Origin of the sequence: Bacteroides helcogenes P 36-108 (assembly GCF_000186225.1) — a bacterium.
GTDB lineage: Bacteria > Bacteroidota > Bacteroidia > Bacteroidales > Bacteroidaceae > Bacteroides > Bacteroides helcogenes.
In genome coordinates, this window is sequence record NC_014933.1 from 293,133 (window position 1) to 312,040 (window position 18,908).

The window sequence follows — 18,908 nt, forward strand, 5'->3', positions numbered from 1 at the left end:
AAACAAAAAGACAGTTACTTATTAAAATGGAGTGTATGCCCCATACGTTCTTTCTTTGTACGCAAATAACGTTCGTTATATTGATTTGGAGTTGACTCAATGGGCACATTTTCCATTATCTCCAGACCATAAGCCTCCAAGCCCACACGCTTTACCGGATTATTAGTCATCAAACGCATTTTATGGACACCTATTTCGCGAAGGATCTGAGCACCTACACCATAATCGCGTTCATCGGCCAAATGACCGAGGCAAATATTAGCATCCACTGTATCCAAACCATCTTCTTGCAATTTATAAGCCTTCATCTTTTCCATCAAGCCTATACCGCGTCCTTCCTGATTCAAATAAACAACTACACCTTTCCCCGCTTTCTCAATCATTTCCATAGCCTTGTGCAACTGTTCTCCGCAATCACAGCGCTTGGAACTGAAAATATCACCCGTTGCACAAGAAGAATGTACACGTACCAAAATAGGTTCATCCGATGCCCAGGTTCCTTTAAATAAAGCCACATGTTCCAGACCATTGGATTTCTGGCGGAAAGGAATCAGACGAAAATGTCCGTATTCCGTAGGCATATCAACTTCAACTCCTTTCTCTACGATGGATTCCTGTTTCAGACGATAAGCTATCAAATCACGGATAGCAATCAACTTCAAACCATATTCATCGGCCATTTTACGCAGTTCGGGCAAGCGTGCCATGCTTCCGTCTTCATTCATAATCTCCATCAACGCACCCGCCGGATAAAGCCCTGCCAAACGCGCCATATCGATAGCCGCCTCCGTATGTCCTGCACGACGCAATACACCTTTTTCCTGCGCATACAACGGATTGATATGCCCTGGGCGGCCAAACGTAGCAGGAGTAGAGGCGGGATCTGCCAATGCCCGGATAGTTGCCGCACGATCGGCTGCAGAAACACCCGTACTGCAACCATCCAATTTATCAACAGTCACAGTAAAGGGAGTACCCAGTACGGATGTATTGTCTGTCACTTGATGCGGCAGATCAAGTTCTTTGCAACGTGAAACTGTTATCGGAGCACAAAGCACGCCACGTGCATGTTTCAACATGAAATTAACCTTTTCAGGCGTAATCATCTCTGCCGCAATAATCAAATCACCCTCATTCTCACGATCTTCATCGTCAACCACAATCACAAAGTTACCGGCCTTGAATTCCTCAATGGCTCCCTCTATTGTATCCAACTTTACATTTTCCATAATTATATCTGTTTTTTTATTTATTCTGATTGTCTTCTATAATTTTGATTATATCTCCACTCGTCTTGACTATCCTTTCCATATCTTTATCTAAACGAATACGAAATGCCCAAATACGGAAATAGAAAAACAAGCCTACCGGAACGACCACTCCACAGAGCAAATTCAGCCAATAATTGCGGAAAGGACGCACATGTGCATGAACAGCAATGACGGGATAATTATTCAATGTCATCAACAGAGGAACCGACCTCGTATTGGACATTTCTTCAATCAGCCCCTCCATACGTTCACTGATTTCCTCCATTTCAATATCCTGCGCTTCGTTCATCCACAAATAAAAATAGTTAGGAGCCCGTTTCAAAGCTTTCCTCTCCGCATAGGCACGGCAATCTGCAGACAACACTTGCAAGTCACCGAGCAAGCGCGCATAATCCGGATCATGAATAATAACCTCCTTGCGAAACATGTGGCGGATACTGCGAATGCCTACTGTTTTTTTAAACCAGTTGACGTAAGCATCGGCATTGAGCACCACTGAGTCATTATTGGATTTATAGGTAAGGAAAGCTCCTAACGGCGCCAATATCGCAGTACTGGTCCACATTCCTGTCCAAACAATCCACTTGCCGTCACGAGCCATTTTATAGCCCGTATTATTAATGATATAATATATTATAAATATCAAGACGGATACCACCACCGGCATACCCAAACCGCCTTTACGGATAATACCGCCAAGCGGAGCACCTATAAAGAAAAAGATAAGACATGCAAATGAGAGCGTAAGCTTCTCGTGCCAAGAAAGGTAATGGCGGCGAAGACTGTCATCTGTCTGAGAGATACTGACACTTTTAAAATTCCAATCATTTCCGGCACTCTCCGCACGACTGACCGCAGCAGAGACTATTTTCTGTTTCTGCATCAACGTGGCTATGTTAAACAAACTGTCCACATTATAATCGCCCAAACGAGCCTTCTCCACTCTAATAGTATCTTCTTTGCTCAGACCGGATGCCGCATTATAGGTTCCCGCCATCGCCTCTTTATAGAAACTTCTCCCCACACTGTCACTCAAAACCGTCATAGAGTCAATGCTTGCCTGCAACATCCTCATGTTCTTACTACTGGACTGATTGCTCATGATACCGGCATCCACCATATTGAAATCAGAGTTAAATTCAATGATGGCATGTTTTTCACGAAAAGCTTCCCGCCGATAAGGAACATTCTGCTGGTTCATGTTCTGAGACTTCAGATTTTCAAACTGCTCACCGCTAAACAGATGCAGATATAAATGTTGCTTATCCGCCGTCATTTCCAGTTTTCCGGAATCAGCCTTGATAATCTGTGCATTCTCAAATCCCTTTTCAAAATTATAAATCAGCACATCATAGAGCATACCTGTCTTGCGGTCTTTATGCTTCACATACAGATTATAGCCTTCTATTTCATCATAGAACACACCTTCCGGAATGTCCACTTCCGGAGACTTCTGCTTCATGGACAACAGCAAGGTCCACAACTTTGTCTGTGCCTGCGGCCCTATGACATTCTGAAAATAAAAGGAAACACAGCTTACAAGAGCGATAAAGACTATGAGGGAACGCATGATTTTGAGCAATGAGATACCAGCGGCCTTCATAGCAAGCAATTCAAAACGTTCTCCAAAATTTCCGAAAGTTATAAGAGCAGCCAGCAGAATAGCCAATGGCAGTGAGACAGGAACCAGCGTCAGCGCCGAATAAAAGAAAAACTGTGCCAGCACAGTCATTTCCAATCCTTTCCCGATTAATTCATCTACATATCTCCACAAAAATTGCATCATGAAGATGAAAAGACAAATGAAAAAGGTTCCCATGAAGAGCATACAGAAGCTCTTTAAAACAAATATATCTAACTTTTTTATACGCAGCATTTTACTCTTTTCATGCAATAAGGATACAAAAGTAGCACAAAAAAGGGAGTACGGGAAATATTTAATTGAAAGTTAACTAAAAACCACACGTTCTACGCAAAGTATCGACTTGTGACTCCCATAATTCACGTAAATCGGCAACTTCCTCCTCATCAGTGAAGTCCGTAATTTCCAATACGAAATCATTCGTCAACTCACTATTTGTCATCTTTAATTCAAAATATTCGCGTGGGTTCTCATCATCCAGCCAGCGGAAACGGATAAAAGAATAAGCACGTACAGCTATAATCTCAGCATCACGCTTTTCAGTCTTACCCCAAAAAAAAGTGACGATTTTATCGTCTGATTGTACCCTGTCTGCAAACCAGGCCTCCAAGCCGTTGGGAGTGCTTATTGCTGTCCAAAGAATACTTTTAGAAGTCGCATTCAAGAGATATTCCAAATGTACTTTCTTTCTTTCCATAGTCTATTCTGCTTTTTATTGCGTCAGCCAAGGTAAATACTTTTTTCTAATTAGAAAAAATAATTCATTAAATTTATTTGGATAAACCTCATGCAACAGTTATAACTCATTGATAATGTACACAAAAAAACAAACAATTAAAGCATCCATCTTTTGTGGCCTTTTTTATGTAAGCACAACAAGCAACAGAAAATCCCTATATTTTTTTGGTAGTTAAAATAAAAGCTATATCTTTGCACCCGCAATCAAGAAATGATGGCGGGATAGCTCAGCTGGTTAGAGCGCATGATTCATAATCATGAGGTCCCCGGTTCAATCCCGGGTCCCGCTACTGATAAGGATTTAGACTGTTGGGAGGCTTCCACTCTTGGCGGTCTTTTTTTATTTATGCCCCTTCAGGTCTTCAGTCGAAGCATAAAGCGGCTGCCTTTACCTGGCTCACTCTGGACAGTCAACGTACCTCCATGCGCTTCAACGAAATCTTTGGAAATAGACAAACCAAGACCGCTTCCCTGCACCTTTGTTCCAGGAACCCGAAAATAACGGTCGAAGATACTTTGATGATAGCGAGGATCAATGCCTTTGCCAAAATCCTGCACATACATTTCGATAAAATCGTCTTCATGGCTGACACCAATGATTACACGTCCGTTTTCTTTGGAATAGCGAATGGCGTTACTCAACAAGTTAGTCAGCACCCAGGCTATCTTTTCACTGTCAACGAACAGTTTCGGAATTTTCCCATCGGGATATTCCACTTCTATATGTATGTTAAATCTGTCTGCTTGCACCTGATTGGCCTTAATAGCATATTCAATAAGTTCAATCGGCTTTGTTATTTTCGGCATCATCTGCAGTTTGCCCGCTTCTACCTGCGTCATGTTCAAAAGTTCGGCTGTAATGCCCAGCAGGCGGTTTGCATTGTCCCTGATACTCCTTGACAGTTGTTCCTGTTCATCATTCAATGTTCCTACACGCCTGTCCTCCAATAATTGCAAACTCATAAGAATGGCAGAAACCGGTGTTTTCAGTTCATGGGAGATGGTAGAGATGAAAGTAGTCTTTGCTGTATCCAATTCCTTAAATTCGGTGATATTTTTCAGCAGGATAACTTCACCCAGATTTTGAATTTCGTCCATATCCTCATCCTTATTCATAATGGTGATATAAGCCGCCTGAAAGTAACTCTCTTTGTTGTCTGCATAAATTTTCAGAGGCTCTTTCTTTTCACTTGGAGCGATCAATTCCCGTATCAGTCTGCGCAGAAGATCATTCTTTAGCGAAAGCTCTTCGGCAGAACGGCGGATCACTTCTTCACGTTTCAGATTCAGCACTGTCAGTGCCTCGTTATTGATAAAAAGAATCTCATATTCACGATTCAGCCCAATGATAGGCTCATGGATACTGTTGACCACCGCCTCAAGGAACTTCTTTGCGGCAAGGATGTCATTCAAAGTGCTGGCACGATATTCGGCCAGCCGTTCCGCCATGCGGTTAAAGCTACCGGCCACTTCATCGAACTCTTCATGTCCACTCATGTCCAGTCGCTTCCCATAATTATGATTGGCTATTTCAAGGATGCCATGCGTCAATTCCTGAATGGGCTTGCTAATAGAGCGCGGAAGCCAAAACAGCAACACGATACTGGCAAAAATACAGACCCCTCCCGTTACGGAAATCCACAGCAGAGCGCGTTGTAGTCCGGGCATAGCCGCGGGACTGTCCGGCTCCGTGGCCGTCAATATCTGGAGATTCACAACGGAAAGAGCAACAAGTAAGATAATCATCCCTGTCAACAATCCCACACCAAGTATCAATTTCGTACGAATATTCATAATGTCCCAAGTACTTTAGAAATTTATGCAAGTATAATCAAATCTATGTTTTCCTGTGCCAAATCATCCATAAATTTTCTGTATTTCAATATCATAAACAAGGATCGCAAAAGAGGAAAAGAGGGACCGCCCATGCACACTGTCGTTATCTGCCTCTCTTTGCAAGTCGTGACAATAGCGTCCAGTATATTCCCCGACTGCACTTGAACCACTTCCCCGTTCAATTCGGTCACCAGCCTAAAATGATTCAGCAAATAACGCTGGCTCGCCAAGTTGATGCGGTCGGCACTCTCGCGTGGTGTCTGCACATAGAGGGCCGCAAACGATGTATTGTAACGTGTAGCCAAGCGCGCCGCCTTACGGATGATACGCCGCGGCGTCTTCTCGTGACTGCTGATACATGCCAGAAATTTCTCATGGCGAACTCCCACACCAGCCACCACTTCGTTCTTCACCTTCTTTTCCACCTGCATGGCAACTTCTTTCAGTGCCAGTTCGCGCAACTGAAGAATATTCTCCGTCCTGAAGAAATTATTCAGAGCTACGGACACTTTTTCGGGCTTGTATATCTTGCCCGTTTTCAAACGTGCTATCAGTTCTTCAGCGGTCAAATCTATATTCACCACCTCATCCGCTTTCTGCAACACACTGTCCGGAATTCGCTCTTTCACTTCAATACCCGAAATGCTCTGCACTTCTTCGTTGACGCTCTCAATATGCTGTATGTTGACTGCGGAAATTACATTAATTCCCTCTTCAAGCAGTTCCATCACATCCTGCCAGCGCTTTTCATTACGGCTGCCTTCCACGTTGGTATGCGCCAGTTCATCCACGACCACTATTTCGGGATGCATCAGAATGATGGTATCCAAATCCATTTCCTCCAGTTCCTTGCCTTTATAAAAGATTTTGCGGCGGGGGATGACGGGCAGCCCTTCCAGTTGTGCATCCGTACCGGCACGTCCGTGCGTCTCGATATATCCTATCCTTACATCGACTCCATTGTCCAGCAGGTCATGCGCCTCCTGAAGCATACGGTAGGACTTGCCTACCCCTGCAATCATGCCAATATAAACTTTGAACTTGCCTCGTCGTGATTCTCTTATCAGGTCGAGGAAGTGCCGGACATTTTCTTCCCTGCTCATCGCCCTGCTTCCTCCAAAGCAATATTCAGTTTCAGCACATTCACTTTCTCCGTACCAAACAGTCCAAGCAACGGTCGTTCCACTGCCTTTTCAACAACAGCCCTTACGTCCGCCTCTTTCATCCCCCGTGCTCGCGCCACCCGCTTCACCTGGATATAAGCACAGGTAGGAGTGATGTCCGGATCAAGGCCTGATCCGCCGGAAGTAACCATTTCAGCAGGCACATCCTTGCGGGACAGATAAGGGTGATGTAGCAAAAAGTGGTCTATGCGGGCTTCTATCTCTGCGATGTATCGATCATCCGTAGGAGCCCTGTTGCTACCTCCTGAAGCATCGGCGGCATAACCACCAGCAGATGGTCGTCCCCAAAAATAAACATCTTTTGTAAACATCTGGCCCACATTGATGGCTCCCACCACCTTACCGTCGAGGACAGCCACTCTGGCATTGCCTTTTCCGGTCCCGACAAAGAATGCAAATGTCCACAAAAAAGAAATATAGAACACGAAAAAGAATACGCAGAATGCGAGTGTGACTTTAATCGATTTCCAAAGGGTTTTCATTTTCCTTTTTTTAAAACAGTTTAGTATATAACGGGAATATATGTATCATTATTTTGCAGCGCACTTACTCAGAAAAATAAGCTGACCGCCATATCTATCAGCTTGATGCCGATAAACGGGACAATGACACCGCCCGCACCATAAATCAGCAAGTTGCGGCGAAGCAGAGCACCCGCCCCTATTGGTTTGTAACGGATTCCCTTCAAAGCCAAAGGTATCAAGGCAGGAATGATGATGGCATTGAAAATGATTGCTGATAGAACGGCCGTTTCAGGGCTATGCAACCTCATCACATTCAACGGAGCCAATTGGGGAACAGCAACCATAAACAATGCCGGAATGATAGCGAAATATTTGGCAACATCGTTTGCTATGGAGAAAGTGGTCAGCGTGCCGCGTGTCATCAACAACTGCTTGCCTATTTCCACGATTTCAATCAGCTTTGTTGGATCATTGTCAAGATCAACCATGTTTCCAGCTTCCTTGGCAGCCTGCGTGCCACTGTTCATCGCCACGCCCACGTTCGCCTGTGCCAGTGCGGGGGCATCGTTCGTGCCGTCACCCATCATAGCTACCAGCTTGCCGCCCTGCTGTTCTTTCCGGATATACTCCATCTTGTCCTCCGGTTTGGCTTCGGCGATAAAGTCATCCACACCCGCCTTGTTGGCAATATACTCAGCAGTCAACGAATTGTCTCCCGTCACCATCACTGTCTTCACACCCATTTTTCGGAGGCGCTCAAAGCGTTCGCGAATACCCGGTTTGATAATATCCTGTAATTCGATGACACCGGCCACCTTGCGGTTGACGCAGACTGCCAACGGAGTGCCACCGCTGCCGGTAATCGCGGATATTACATCATCGGCCTCCTTCGGAAAGTCGTTTCCTGCCTCTTCCACAATCCTGCGGATCGCATCGAACGCTCCTTTTCGAATTTGTGTCCCGTCTTGCAAGTCAACACCGGAACATTTGGTTTCGGCTGTAAACTTCACCATTCGGGCTACGGATGCATTCAGGTCGCGGATGCGGCGACCCCATCCGCAACCTAACTCTATGATGGATTTTCCTTCCGGTGTTTCGTCCGAAAGCGAGGAAAGTAAGCAGAACTCCACAAACGCGTCCTCGTCAGTACCGGGAAGAATATGAAACTTCGTGGCTTTGCGGTTGCCGACAGTGATTGTGCCAGTCTTATCCAGCAGCAGAGTGTCAACATCTCCCGCCGTCTCCACTGCCTTGCCCGATTTCGTGATTACATTGGCACGGAGCGCACGGTCCATCCCTGCAATTCCTATCGCAGAAAGCAAGCCACCGATGGTAGTAGGTATCAGGCAAACAAACAGTGAAATAACAGATGCGATGGAAATATATGTTCCGGGATGATCCACATCAGTATAGTCCGCAAACGGTATCAATGTCATGCACACGATAACGAACACAAGCGTAAAACCGGCCAATAAAATAGTCAATGCCACCTCATTTGGTGTCTTCTGTCGGGTAGCCCCTTCCACCAGCGCTATCATCTTGTCGAGGAAACTTTCACCCGGCTGCTGAGTGACCAATACCTTTATCTTGTCAGAAAGCACTTTCGTACCACCCGTCACCGAACTCTTGTCACCGCCAGCCTCGCGGATTACCGGTGCAGATTCACCCGTTATGGCACTCTCGTCAATAGAAGCCAGACCTTCCACAATCTCGCCGTCAGCAGGAATCGTATCACCAGCCTCGCAAACAAAGCAGTCACCTTTTCTCAGGTGTGAGCTACTGACAGTACGTACTTTACCTTCTACCCATACCTTGGCAGGAGTATCTTCACGGGTTCTACGCAAACTATCTGCCTGCGCCTTGCCGCGCGCCTCGGCAATAGCCTCGGCAAAATTTGCGAACAGCATAGTGGCAAACAGAATGGCGAACACCACAAGATTATATCCAAATCCACCGTACGACGCAACTACCACCGAAAGAAGGCAAACAACGAGCATTACAACCGTCACAATCTCCACCGTAAACATTATCGGATTCTTTACCATCACTCGCGGATTCAATTTCACGAACGACTGCTTCAAACTTTCCATTACTTGCTCCTTCTGAAACAAAGAAGCTGATTTCTTATCTTTCATACCTCATTATATAGACATAAATATGACGTACCTGAAAGCCCTGTGCCTATCACCAGTCTCATCAGGACTCTATTCTTTTCACTCCTATACGCAGTGATTACAACACCTGGAACCTTTTTCAGAAAACGCCCCATGTTTTCATCTTTCAGCAGTATAGTCTTACAAGCTAAATCCCTGAAGCTGCCCCTCCGGGTACAAGCACTTCACCGACAGCATACGACTCATCATCGATTTATCGAAAAATGTTCGGCAATCGTGCTCAAGGCATGAACCGGGAAAAATGCCAGAGCAGCCACAATAAAAATAACCACAAAAGTCATTACACCGAATGTCAGCGTATCGGTCTTAAGCGTGCCGGAGCTTTCGGGTATGAACCTCTTTTCTGCCAGTAAACCTGCGATGGCCACCTGTCCTACAATTGGAATGAAACGGCACAGAATAAGTGCCCATCCGCATGCGTAGTTCCAGAAAAGCGTATTATCACCCAAACCCTCAAATCCAGAGCCGTTATTGGCTGCAGATGAAGTAAACTCGTAGAGCTGCTCACTCAGCCCATGAAAACCCTGGCTATTCAACCAGCCGCCCTCACCAACCACAAATTCCGGATGATGCACCAGCAGATAGCAGGACAAAGCGGTTCCAGTCAAAATCACAAACGGATGAAGCAAAGCTACTACCGTTGCAATCTTCATTTCCCGCGCTTCCACCTTCTTACCCAGGAACTCAGGGGTACGTCCCACCATCAAGCCGCTGATGAACACTGCAAGAATGATAAACGTATAATAGTTCATCCATCCCACCCCTACTCCGCCAAACCAAGTATTGACCTGCATATTCAGCATTTCCATCATACCGGACAGGGGCATCATCGAGCTGTGCATACCATTGACCGAACCATTGGAGGTAGCTGTAGTGACAATACTCCACAACGCAGTGGAAGCCGTCCCAAAGCGAATTTCCTTGCCTTCCATCGCCCCATTGTCCTGCGCAATACCCAGTCCATCAAGGCATGGGTTACCCTGCATTTCCTGGCAAATATTTATACAAATTCCGGACAAACAGGCAAAGAGCATCACTCCATAAATGCAATAGGCCAACTTCTTCCGCTTCGTATAAAAGCCCACAGCCAGCACCATTGCCATCGGGATAAGCATGATGGAGCAGCATTCTATCACATCAGACAAATAGGTGGGATTTTCCAAAGGATGCGATGAGTTGGCGCCGAAATAGCCGCCACCGTTCGTTCCCAACTGTTTGATGGACACAATGGCCGCCACCGGTCCTTGCGAAACCATCTGTCGTTGCCCCTCCAGAGTAGTCACCTCCATCTTTCCGTCAAATCCCATCGGAACTCCCTGCGTAATAAGAAGAAAGCCTACAACTAACGAAAGCGGAAATAAAATGCGCGTACAACTCAGCACCATGAATTTCCAGAAGTTGCCTATGGTCTTTGTAGTTTTGGCAGCCATAGACTGCATGACGCCCGCCATAGCGGCCATACCCGCAGAGGCGGAGAGGAACTGAAACAACATGACAACAAATAGTTGAGTGAAATACGTCACGCCATTCTCACCCGAATAGTGTTGCAAATTGCAGTTTACCAAGAAACTGATACATGTATTGAACGCCTGACCGGGAGTCTGAGAACTGTTTCCATCCGGATTCAGGGGCAGCCAGTGTTGGGTAACCAGCAACAACATACCCCAGACAAACCAGAAAGCATTCAACATCAAAAAAGTTTTCAAGAACAGCTTCCAGTCCATCTCTTCCTCAGGGTCAATGCCCCCTGCTTTAAAAATCAATTTCTCCATCGGCTTCATGAAGTCCGACCATGTCTTCTCTCCTTTATATATTTTTGCAATATACTTTCCCAGTGGATAAGACAATGCCACCATCAAAAGAATCTGCAAAACCACACCTGAAATTTCCGTATTCATCTCGTTCAAGTATTTAAAACTTCCCAGGTTCCACGAGTACATATATCAAGTACCCGAACACTGCAATACCCAGTACAAACAAAATCGTGTACATATTCCCTCGCTTTAAATCCTGCCAAACCAATCCACAAATTTCCCGAAGAGCCAGAAAGCGAACAAACCGTTCGACAAGCAGAAAATAAATGATAACATTGTTCCCATATTCTTTTACCTTTTAAAAAATTATTGTCCGTCTTTATCTGCTATCTATATACCAAATGTGTGCCAGAAACAGACATGCGGATACAACAATCTGACCATGAACCTTATAGAAAAAACACTGAAAAAAGGAAAGAAAAGAAACCTTTCCAAAATGAAAAGAGGGAATTACCAAAATGAAAGGGAGGAAAGAAGATAATATCGGGACTCTATCGGCAGTGATTCCGGCATAAATGATAATTCATTGTGGAATCAGACTTATATCTTATATTCTTCGATCTTCCGGTAAAGAGTAGTCAGCCCAATCTTCAACAGCCGTGCAGCTTCTGTTTTGTTGCCCTTGGTATATGCCAGTACACGGGCAATATGGCGGCGTTCCATAGCAGACAGTTCAAGGCTGTCAGGAGATGTCTCATCGGACTGTCCATAATGAGTATTCTGTATCTCAAGAGGCAAATCCTCCACGCCCAACCGTTCTCCTTCGCAGACAATCAGGCTGCGCTCTATCACATTGCGCAGTTCGCGGATATTTCCTTTCCACGGCTGGTGCTCCAGCGTCTCAAGAAAAGCCAAGGAAATTTCCGCTGTCGGCCTTTGCAACCGGGAAGAGAAATTTTCTACAAAGGTTCTTACTAAAATCCGTATGTCACCCGTACGCTCACGCAACGGTGGCAAATGAACCTGAAAGACAGACAAACGGTAGAATAAATCCTCACGGAAACGTCCGGAAGCAATTTCTTCGTACAGATTTCGGTTGGTTGCGGCAATAATACGTACATTGACGTGGGTTGGTTTCGTATCTCCTACCTTTATATACTCTCCCGTTTCAAGAATGCGCAGTAGTTTGGCCTGAAGTTCAAAAGCCATCTCTCCTATTTCATCCAGAAACATAGTACCGTTATCAGCTTCTTCAAACAGCCCCTTTTTGTCCTTCAAAGCCCCCGTGAAAGAACCTGCCTTATATCCGAACATCTCGCTTTCAAGTAGTTCCTTACTGAACGACGAACAATTTACCGCCACAAAATTCTGCCCGGCACGCTTGCTGTCACAATGGATGGCTTGGGCAAATACTTCCTTGCCCGTACCTGTTTCTCCTGTCAGCAATACGGGAATTTCCGTACCCGCCACTTTCCGGGCCAGCATAACGGCATCTTTCAAAGCCTTGGATTCTCCGAGAATGGAATCGAAAGAGTACATCAGTCCCGCTTTCTTTCCCGGCTTCCCCAACCGTGCATTCATCTGTGCCTTTTCTACCGCACGGCTTATCAAAGGAATTATCTTATTATTGTCGTCTCCTTTGGTAATATAATCAAAAGCACCGTTTTTGATGGCTTGCACTCCATCCGGGATATTGCCATGTGCAGTCAGCAGAATCACTTCCACACCAGGAGCAGCCTTCTTTATGGACGACACCAGGTCCACTCCGTTGCCGTCGGGCAAAAAGACGTCACATAAGGCTACATCCGGCTTTTGCTTTTCCAACTGCCGCAAAGCAGAACCGCAATCGCCAGCCTGGCATACCTCATAGCCTTCCAGTTCCATCATGCGTGCCAACAGAGTACGAATCTGCACCTCATCATCAATGATCAGTATCCTATTCATCTTCTATCATAAGTTTAAAGTGACAAACGGTAAAAACAGGAGTGTGCAAATATAGCTGTTTTCACAGAAACCAACGGCACGTCCTTTAAACTTTTACAGGTAGCAGGCTCTAAAAGAAGTTATTCCTTATTTCCTTGGCTATGTAGCGACCCATCAAAACCTGTCCCTCCCTGTCGGGATGAAGCCCATCGCGCAGGTAACGGCCGCGTCCGGAAGGCATCTCCATCTTTTCGGTTATGCCGCTATTGGAGTAGCAGTCTATCAATTGTACAGACAACGCCCGGCAGATTTCACGCAGAACGGTTATCTTCCGCAAATTCTTCTTGTTGTGCTCCACGTCTCCGGTCTGTATCGGTGTGCATACAAAAACCCGGCATCCCGGATAGTGCTGCAAGATGGTCTGGATAGCCCAACGTGCACCGCCTGCCATCGTGGTGACGTCCACCTCGTCCAGCGTCTTTCCTTTCAAAGCTTCTTCGGCACTGCCCGGATTGCTGTCATTCGTTCCCATTGAGAAAACAAATATATCGGGTACGGGATAGACACCACTTTCCACTTCGGCCAAAAACTTCTGGATATGCACTTTCGCCACATTGTTATGCCGCATTTGCAATTCCCGCCTGTCCTCCGTAGGCTGCCAGCCACCAGAGATACCTGCAAAATCCTTGCTCCCGTAGTCCTGCGTGTCCGCATGACACGCCCATGTCGCAGAACCTACTGCAACGTTATGATGAGTGGCAAAACCTAATAAACTGACTACCGTTTCGGACCACTGTTTGCCTGCCGTAATGCTATTCCCGTCACACCCGAAATTCATTTTACTAAAATCCGGACAGAGAGACTGTGCATACAACGCAGTTCCTATCCAAAAAACAATTCCAAAACTCACCAATCGTTTCATGCCTGTTACAATATTACTTATGAAAAACGTTCGATTATCTCCATACACATACGCCCGTTATGATACGGACATTTCCAAAAGCCCGCCTTGTCATCATCCGTATTCACCGTTCCGTCCGCACGTATGCTCCAATGCCATTCACCGTTTTTATGGTCTATAAGACGCCGTTTTATAAATTCCCAGCAGCGGAACGCTTTCTGCATGCCTATTTCATCACCAAAATATTGATACAGGTTGGCATATCCCACCACATTCTCCGCCTGCACCCACCAATGGAGGTCAGCATCGGTCAGCCCTCTGTCCCGAAAGGTTTCGTAAACCAAACCTCCCTCGTCTGTCAGGCCTTCATCGGCAGCCGCTGCCATGTACTCCACCAACGGTTCCACCTTCTCCAACATCTTCCTGTCACCCAAAACCAAGGTAGCTTCGTGAATCAGCCATGAAGCTTCAATATCATGCCCATAAGAAACAGTTCGGCATTTGCTCACCCAATCGTCATTGAAAAACAGTTCGAGATGTCCGGTCTTGACATTCAATATCCTGTCCGTAAAAATGTCTATCAGATTGCGGATCTGTTTTTCCAGACGCTCGTCTTTCCACACCCGAAACAGATTAGTATAAGGTTCCAGAATGTGCAAGTGACTATTCATCGTCTTGCGTTCATTCTCATCCTTATCACTCAGGCGCATATCGGCAATTTCCTTCCAATCACGAGTCAACGCCTCGCAATAACCGTTCTTCACAGAATCAAAACTATGCTTCTCGATACTTTCGAAAAGACGGATGGCATAGTCCAAAGCCTCCTTATCACCGGTAGCCCGATGGTATTCGCTCAGACCGTAGATGGCAAAGCCCAAAGCATAAATCTGCTTTCTGGTATCCAACGGATGCCCTTTGCAATCAAGTGACCAGAAAACCCCGCCGAACTCCTTATCATAAAAATGATCAATAACATAGCGCTTTGCCCTCGTTGCCGTGGCAAGATACTCCTCTCTATTCAATATACGATAGGCAGACGAAAATGTCCATAAGATACGTGCATTCAGAACAGCCCCTTTTTCAGCTTCCGGTATCAAAATCTCCCGTCCGGTGATGCGCCCATAGAAACCTCCGTTTTCCTTATCTGTCATTTCCGTCATCCAGTATGGAAGAATATTGTCCGTCAATTCTTCTTCCATCTCTTTTTTCATTTTCTGTACATCCATTATACTTCTCTATTTACTCTTTTTCTTCTTGCCTTCAAATCCGCACTGATTGTCTCCATCCGCATCTTATCCAATGGATAAATGAACAAGACCAAAATGGAAAGTACAGCAATGGCTGCAGGAATAAAACTCATCAAATATTTCAGACCATTCAACGCTTCGGGTGTCTGCACGGCATTCTCGGCAGTATCGTAACCGAAATATGCCAGCAAGGACATCACAGCCCAACCCGCAAATGCGCCGCCAAATTTCTGCGCCATCGAACCAGAGGAGAAAATCAGCCCAGTCGATGCAGTGCCATCCTTCTGCTCGGCATAGTCCGCCACATCGGCATACATGCTCCAGACAAGCGGAGAAATGATGCCCGTGCAAATAGAAATCAATGCCTGGAAAGCCATCATCAGCCACCAACCAAAACCATTGTTGGGCACAAAGAAGAACAATACACTGAACATAACCAAAGAAACCAATGAAATGATATAGGCTGACTTCTTACCCAACTTCAGAGAAAAGGGAACAGCCAATGCTACTCCGATCATGTTACAGACTTCGCCCACCATGAGGAACAGTCCGGCATAAAGCACGATGTTGAAAATACCGAAGCTAAGAAAGGCATCCTCGCTGATATAATCCTTAAAAAAATATGCAGCAGTGGCGCCGCGCACCGTATTAAAGAAATTGGATAGCAAAGCTGCCCCGTTCAGTATCCACCAGGGCGAATTGCGGACAAGTGACTTCACATCCTTCCCTATTGATTTGGCGGCTTCGTTCTTGACATGTTCACGCGTCGTAAAGAAACAAAGCAGAAAGCCAAGGAAGCAGAGCATGGCAATGATCATCATGGCATATTGCCAACTCTCCGCAGTGTTACATTTCATGGATCTGAACCAGTTGCAAAGCGGCTCCCATGCGCCCAAAGCGATGAAACTGCCTCCGTAGGCAAAAAACATGCGGTAGGAGGAAAAGACCGTTTTCGTGTCTGAATCATCGGTCATCACACCCAACATTGCACCATAAGGCACATTGACTGCCGTATATACAGTCATCATCAGGATATAAGTGGCATAGGCCCAAACAAGTTTGCCCGTCACCCCCATATCGGGAGTTGTAAAAAGCAATATTCCCGCAAGGGCAAAGGGAGCGGCAATCCATAACAGATAAGGGCGGTATTTACCCCAACGCGTATCAGTGCGATCGGCAATAATCCCCATCATGGGATCGGACACTGCATCCCAAACACGAGTGACCAGCATCAGCACCCCCGCATCGGCCAGACTCAGACCGAATATATTCGAATAAAAGAACGGCAAATAATAAGAAAATATCTTCCAAAACATAGAGGAAGACATATCCCCGAACCCATAACCCACTTTCTCTTTCAATGTTGGCATATCGTTCAATGATCAGCGGTTAATCATTATTTTAAGATTCTTGTCTATCAACTTCTTCAGTGTCTCCACAGAAGCCGACGAACGCAATCCGTCTTCAGGAGTATTCATGCAGTAATCCACCAATTTGTCAACAGTAGAAGTCGCCACATGCATCCGCGTATCCGAAGAAGCGTAATAGATAAAAACCTTTCCATCCTCATCGGCAATCCATCCGTTGGTAAAAAGTACATTACTTACATCACCCAACCGTTCTTCACCTTCGGGAACCATGAAAGCACCGGCAGGAGACGCAATCAGCCTGGTCGGATCTTCCAATGAGGTCATATACATATAGAGCACATAACGCAAACCGGCGGCACAACCACGAACTCCATGCGCCAGATGCAGCCAGCCTTTCGGAGTCTTGATGGGATGTGGCCCTTCACCGTTCTTCACTTCTTTGATGGTATGGTAATAGCGTCGGTCAATGATTGTTTCTTCTTTTACTTCGGCACGGGTCATGTCATCCACCAGTGTCCAACCGATACCACCGCCACTTCCGGCATCAATAAAGCCATCTTGCGGACGGGTATATAATGCATACTTCCCATCAACGAATTCAGGATGCAACACCACGTTACGCTGCTGGCTCTTGCTTTTCAGATCCGGCAAGCGCTCCCAATTTTTCAGATCTCTGGTACGGGCAATAGCAGCCGTAGCCGTGGCAGAAGACAGGTCACCTGCAGGCGCACCGTCATCATGGCGTTCCGCGCAAAAAATGCCATAAATCCAACCGTCCTCGTGTGCGGTAAGGCGCATATCATAGATATTGGTTGCCGGAACCACATTTTCGGGCATCGTCACCGGATAATCCCAAAAACGAAAATTATCCACTCCATTGGGACTTTCTGCCACTGCAAAGAAAGACTTGCGGTCGGCTCCCTCCACACGTACCATCAGAAGGTATTTTCCATTCCACTTGATAGCGCCCGAGTTCATTGCCGCATTTATTCCGATACGCTCCACCAAATAAGGATTTGACTTCTCATCCAGATCGTATCTCCAGAATACGGGTGTATGAGCTGCCGTCACTACGGGATATTTATAACGTGTAAATATACCATTCCCATCTTCCACTGCAACATTCTTTCTCGTAACTAACTCCTCATGCTTCCGAAAGAGTTCCGCTATTTTCTCTTTAAATAATTCCATGTCATTATCAGGTTTGTTATTGATATAAGTTCACGTCTGCCGCAAACAGCGTTTTAGGGCTCTTGTAGAATTCCACAAAATCTGCCGCAGAAATCTGTCCCGGATAGGGAGCATAGTAATGGGTGATCTTTTCACGGGCATTGCGCCACACCAATACATAAGCCACCGGATATCGTTCCAAGGCAGGAAGCAAAGTTCCCGTCCACCACCTCGCATCAGGAATACCTTCATAGCCTGCTTCCGTAACGGCAATCACCTTGTCATGTGTTTTGCCCACACTATCTACAATAGAAAGAGATTTATCGAGCCCGGTCAGAAAAACATCACGGTGAAACTGGTAAATATCGAAGCCTACAATATCAACCAATCCATCACCCGGATACTTTTTCAAATATTCTGTGGTATCTTTCGGCTCAGTTCCCGGCGAATAGGCATAAAGGACATTATTTACTCCATGTGCACGAAGGCTATCTACTGTCATGTGCCACAGGCCCTTGTACTCTTCGGGAGTACACAGTGATTCACCCCACCAAAACCAGCTTCCCGTATGTTCATGCCACGGACGGAAAAGAACTGGAACTTTCACACCATCGGTTGTTTTCAGCGAATTGATGAAGTCAGCCACCTTTTCCAGCCAGCCGGCAAACTTTACATGATTGATTCCACCCGGCAATACCGACTTAACAACCGCCGAGTCCTTCACATCCCAGGCATCGCCCTCCGTCTTGGGATTGCAAGCGTGCCAACTCAGTGAAATCATACCGCCACGCTGATATTGATAGACTATTTCTTTTCTGATTTTATCGAAAGGCACTTTATCCAGATTAGTATCACCGCCCAGTTCCAACTCTCCTAAATCGAAACTGATAACTGCCGGATAATCACCGCATACACTCTGCACGTCCGAGCGTTTTTCATCGCCCTCCCAACCTATTCCATACACCGTATCATCGTGATGCCCGAACATAATGCCCTTTGCCCAGGATTGCTTCAAATTAGCCAACAGCTTCCCCGTTTCTGATGTACGTGCCGCAGTCAGATAGCCTTCTGTCATCTGTCGCTTTGAACTTGAGGTGCAAGCGGTCAACAAACCGGTCGCTGCCATTGCAACCGCAACACCAATCTTTTTCATATCCATGCTTTTCATAAACAGTATTTAATAATGACGCAAAGATAAGCGATCGAGACACACGAGAATGATATGATTTTATCC

The 18,908-nt window shown here is 45.9% G+C and carries 14 protein-coding genes and 1 tRNA gene; 1 reads left to right on the forward strand and 14 read right to left on the reverse strand.

Annotation, left to right across the window (positions count from 1 at the left end; genetic code table 11):
• Positions 1–14: 14 nt before the first annotated feature.
• From BACHE_RS01130 to BACHE_RS01140, 3 genes are all read right to left on the reverse strand, one after another.
• Positions 15–1,229, reverse strand: coding sequence for a bifunctional 3,4-dihydroxy-2-butanone-4-phosphate synthase/GTP cyclohydrolase II (locus BACHE_RS01130; RefSeq protein WP_013545862.1), 1,215 nt, complete (start codon positions 1,227–1,229; stop codon positions 15–17).
• 16 nt (positions 1,230–1,245) lie between these two features.
• Positions 1,246–3,147, reverse strand: coding sequence for an LptF/LptG family permease (locus BACHE_RS01135; protein WP_013545863.1), 1,902 nt, complete (start codon positions 3,145–3,147; stop codon positions 1,246–1,248).
• Positions 3,148–3,223: 76 nt separating this feature from the next.
• Positions 3,224–3,610, reverse strand: a complete 387-nt coding sequence (locus BACHE_RS01140; RefSeq protein ID WP_013545864.1) for an START-like domain-containing protein — start codon at positions 3,608–3,610, stop codon at positions 3,224–3,226.
• Between the two features lie 257 nt (positions 3,611–3,867).
• Here BACHE_RS01140 and BACHE_RS01145 point away from each other — a divergent pair.
• Positions 3,868–3,941 (forward strand) — tRNA-Met (locus tag BACHE_RS01145).
• Positions 3,942–4,005: 64 nt separating this feature from the next.
• On the opposite strand, the gene BACHE_RS01150 is transcribed toward BACHE_RS01145, so the two are convergent.
• The 11 genes from BACHE_RS01150 to BACHE_RS01200 form a co-directional block, all read right to left on the reverse strand.
• Positions 4,006–5,445, reverse strand: coding sequence for a sensor histidine kinase (locus BACHE_RS01150; RefSeq protein ID WP_013545865.1), 1,440 nt, complete (start codon positions 5,443–5,445; stop codon positions 4,006–4,008).
• A 23-nt stretch (positions 5,446–5,468) separates the two neighbouring features.
• The gene (locus BACHE_RS01155) at positions 5,469–6,590 is read right to left on the reverse strand and encodes a sensor protein KdpD (protein WP_013545866.1); all 1,122 of its coding nucleotides are present in this window, start codon (positions 6,588–6,590) and stop codon (positions 5,469–5,471) included.
• Complete coding sequence (locus BACHE_RS01160; protein WP_013545867.1) at positions 6,587–7,153, reverse strand: K(+)-transporting ATPase subunit C; 567 nt, start codon at positions 7,151–7,153, stop codon at positions 6,587–6,589. Before BACHE_RS01160 ends, BACHE_RS01155 begins: the two co-directional genes overlap by 4 nt.
• A gap of 68 nt (positions 7,154–7,221) precedes the next feature.
• Positions 7,222–9,270 (reverse strand): potassium-transporting ATPase subunit KdpB, encoded by a 2,049-nt coding sequence (gene kdpB / locus BACHE_RS01165; protein ID WP_013545868.1) that lies wholly within the window; start codon positions 9,268–9,270, stop codon positions 7,222–7,224.
• A 224-nt stretch (positions 9,271–9,494) separates the two neighbouring features.
• Entirely contained in the window at positions 9,495–11,207 is a 1,713-nt protein-coding gene (gene kdpA, locus BACHE_RS01170; RefSeq protein ID WP_013545869.1) for a potassium-transporting ATPase subunit KdpA, read from the reverse strand.
• A 456-nt stretch (positions 11,208–11,663) separates the two neighbouring features.
• Positions 11,664–13,007 carry a sigma-54-dependent transcriptional regulator gene (locus tag BACHE_RS01175; RefSeq protein WP_013545870.1) on the reverse strand — a complete coding sequence of 448 codons (1,344 nt, stop codon included), beginning with the start codon at positions 13,005–13,007 and terminating at the stop codon, positions 11,664–11,666.
• 109 nt (positions 13,008–13,116) lie between these two features.
• Positions 13,117–13,908: an SGNH/GDSL hydrolase family protein gene (locus tag BACHE_RS01180; RefSeq protein WP_013545871.1), complete on the reverse strand. Its 792-nt coding sequence runs from the start codon at positions 13,906–13,908 to the stop codon at positions 13,117–13,119.
• A gap of 17 nt (positions 13,909–13,925) precedes the next feature.
• Positions 13,926–15,113 (reverse strand): AGE family epimerase/isomerase, encoded by a 1,188-nt coding sequence (locus BACHE_RS01185; RefSeq protein WP_013545872.1) that lies wholly within the window; start codon positions 15,111–15,113, stop codon positions 13,926–13,928.
• Positions 15,113–16,504 carry an MFS transporter gene (locus BACHE_RS01190; RefSeq protein ID WP_013545873.1) on the reverse strand — a complete coding sequence of 464 codons (1,392 nt, stop codon included), beginning with the start codon at positions 16,502–16,504 and terminating at the stop codon, positions 15,113–15,115. The genes BACHE_RS01185 and BACHE_RS01190 overlap by 1 nt, the downstream gene beginning before the upstream one ends.
• Before the next feature lie 12 nt (positions 16,505–16,516).
• Positions 16,517–17,695, reverse strand: a complete 1,179-nt coding sequence (locus BACHE_RS01195) for a glycoside hydrolase family 130 protein (protein WP_013545874.1) — start codon at positions 17,693–17,695, stop codon at positions 16,517–16,519.
• Positions 17,696–17,711: 16 nt separating this feature from the next.
• Positions 17,712–18,827: a glycoside hydrolase family 26 protein gene (locus tag BACHE_RS01200; protein WP_041579545.1), complete on the reverse strand. Its 1,116-nt coding sequence runs from the start codon at positions 18,825–18,827 to the stop codon at positions 17,712–17,714.
• Positions 18,828–18,908 lie beyond the last annotated feature (81 nt).

What these genes read in the sequence shown, in the direction of transcription:
- BACHE_RS01130 (WP_013545862.1), bottom strand. Translation starts at nt 1,229, where the DNA reads ATGGAAAATGTAAAGTTGGATACAATAGAGGGAGCCATTGAGGAATTC.
- BACHE_RS01135 (WP_013545863.1), bottom strand. Translation starts at nt 3,147, where the DNA reads ATGCTGCGTATAAAAAAGTTAGATATATTTGTTTTAAAGAGCTTCTGT.
- BACHE_RS01140 (WP_013545864.1), bottom strand. Translation starts at nt 3,610, where the DNA reads ATGGAAAGAAAGAAAGTACATTTGGAATATCTCTTGAATGCGACTTCT.
- BACHE_RS01150 (WP_013545865.1), bottom strand. Translation starts at nt 5,445, where the DNA reads ATGAATATTCGTACGAAATTGATACTTGGTGTGGGATTGTTGACAGGG.
- BACHE_RS01155 (WP_013545866.1), bottom strand. Translation starts at nt 6,590, where the DNA reads ATGAGCAGGGAAGAAAATGTCCGGCACTTCCTCGACCTGATAAGAGAA.
- BACHE_RS01160 (WP_013545867.1), bottom strand. Translation starts at nt 7,153, where the DNA reads ATGAAAACCCTTTGGAAATCGATTAAAGTCACACTCGCATTCTGCGTA.
- kdpB (WP_013545868.1), bottom strand. Translation starts at nt 9,270, where the DNA reads ATGAAAGATAAGAAATCAGCTTCTTTGTTTCAGAAGGAGCAAGTAATG.
- kdpA (WP_013545869.1), bottom strand. Translation starts at nt 11,207, where the DNA reads ATGAATACGGAAATTTCAGGTGTGGTTTTGCAGATTCTTTTGATGGTG.
- BACHE_RS01175 (WP_013545870.1), bottom strand. Translation starts at nt 13,007, where the DNA reads ATGAATAGGATACTGATCATTGATGATGAGGTGCAGATTCGTACTCTG.
- BACHE_RS01180 (WP_013545871.1), bottom strand. Translation starts at nt 13,908, where the DNA reads ATGAAACGATTGGTGAGTTTTGGAATTGTTTTTTGGATAGGAACTGCG.
- BACHE_RS01185 (WP_013545872.1), bottom strand. Translation starts at nt 15,113, where the DNA reads ATGGATGTACAGAAAATGAAAAAAGAGATGGAAGAAGAATTGACGGAC.
- BACHE_RS01190 (WP_013545873.1), bottom strand. Translation starts at nt 16,504, where the DNA reads ATGCCAACATTGAAAGAGAAAGTGGGTTATGGGTTCGGGGATATGTCT.
- BACHE_RS01195 (WP_013545874.1), bottom strand. Translation starts at nt 17,695, where the DNA reads ATGGAATTATTTAAAGAGAAAATAGCGGAACTCTTTCGGAAGCATGAG.
- BACHE_RS01200 (WP_041579545.1), bottom strand. Translation starts at nt 18,827, where the DNA reads ATGAAAAAGATTGGTGTTGCGGTTGCAATGGCAGCGACCGGTTTGTTG.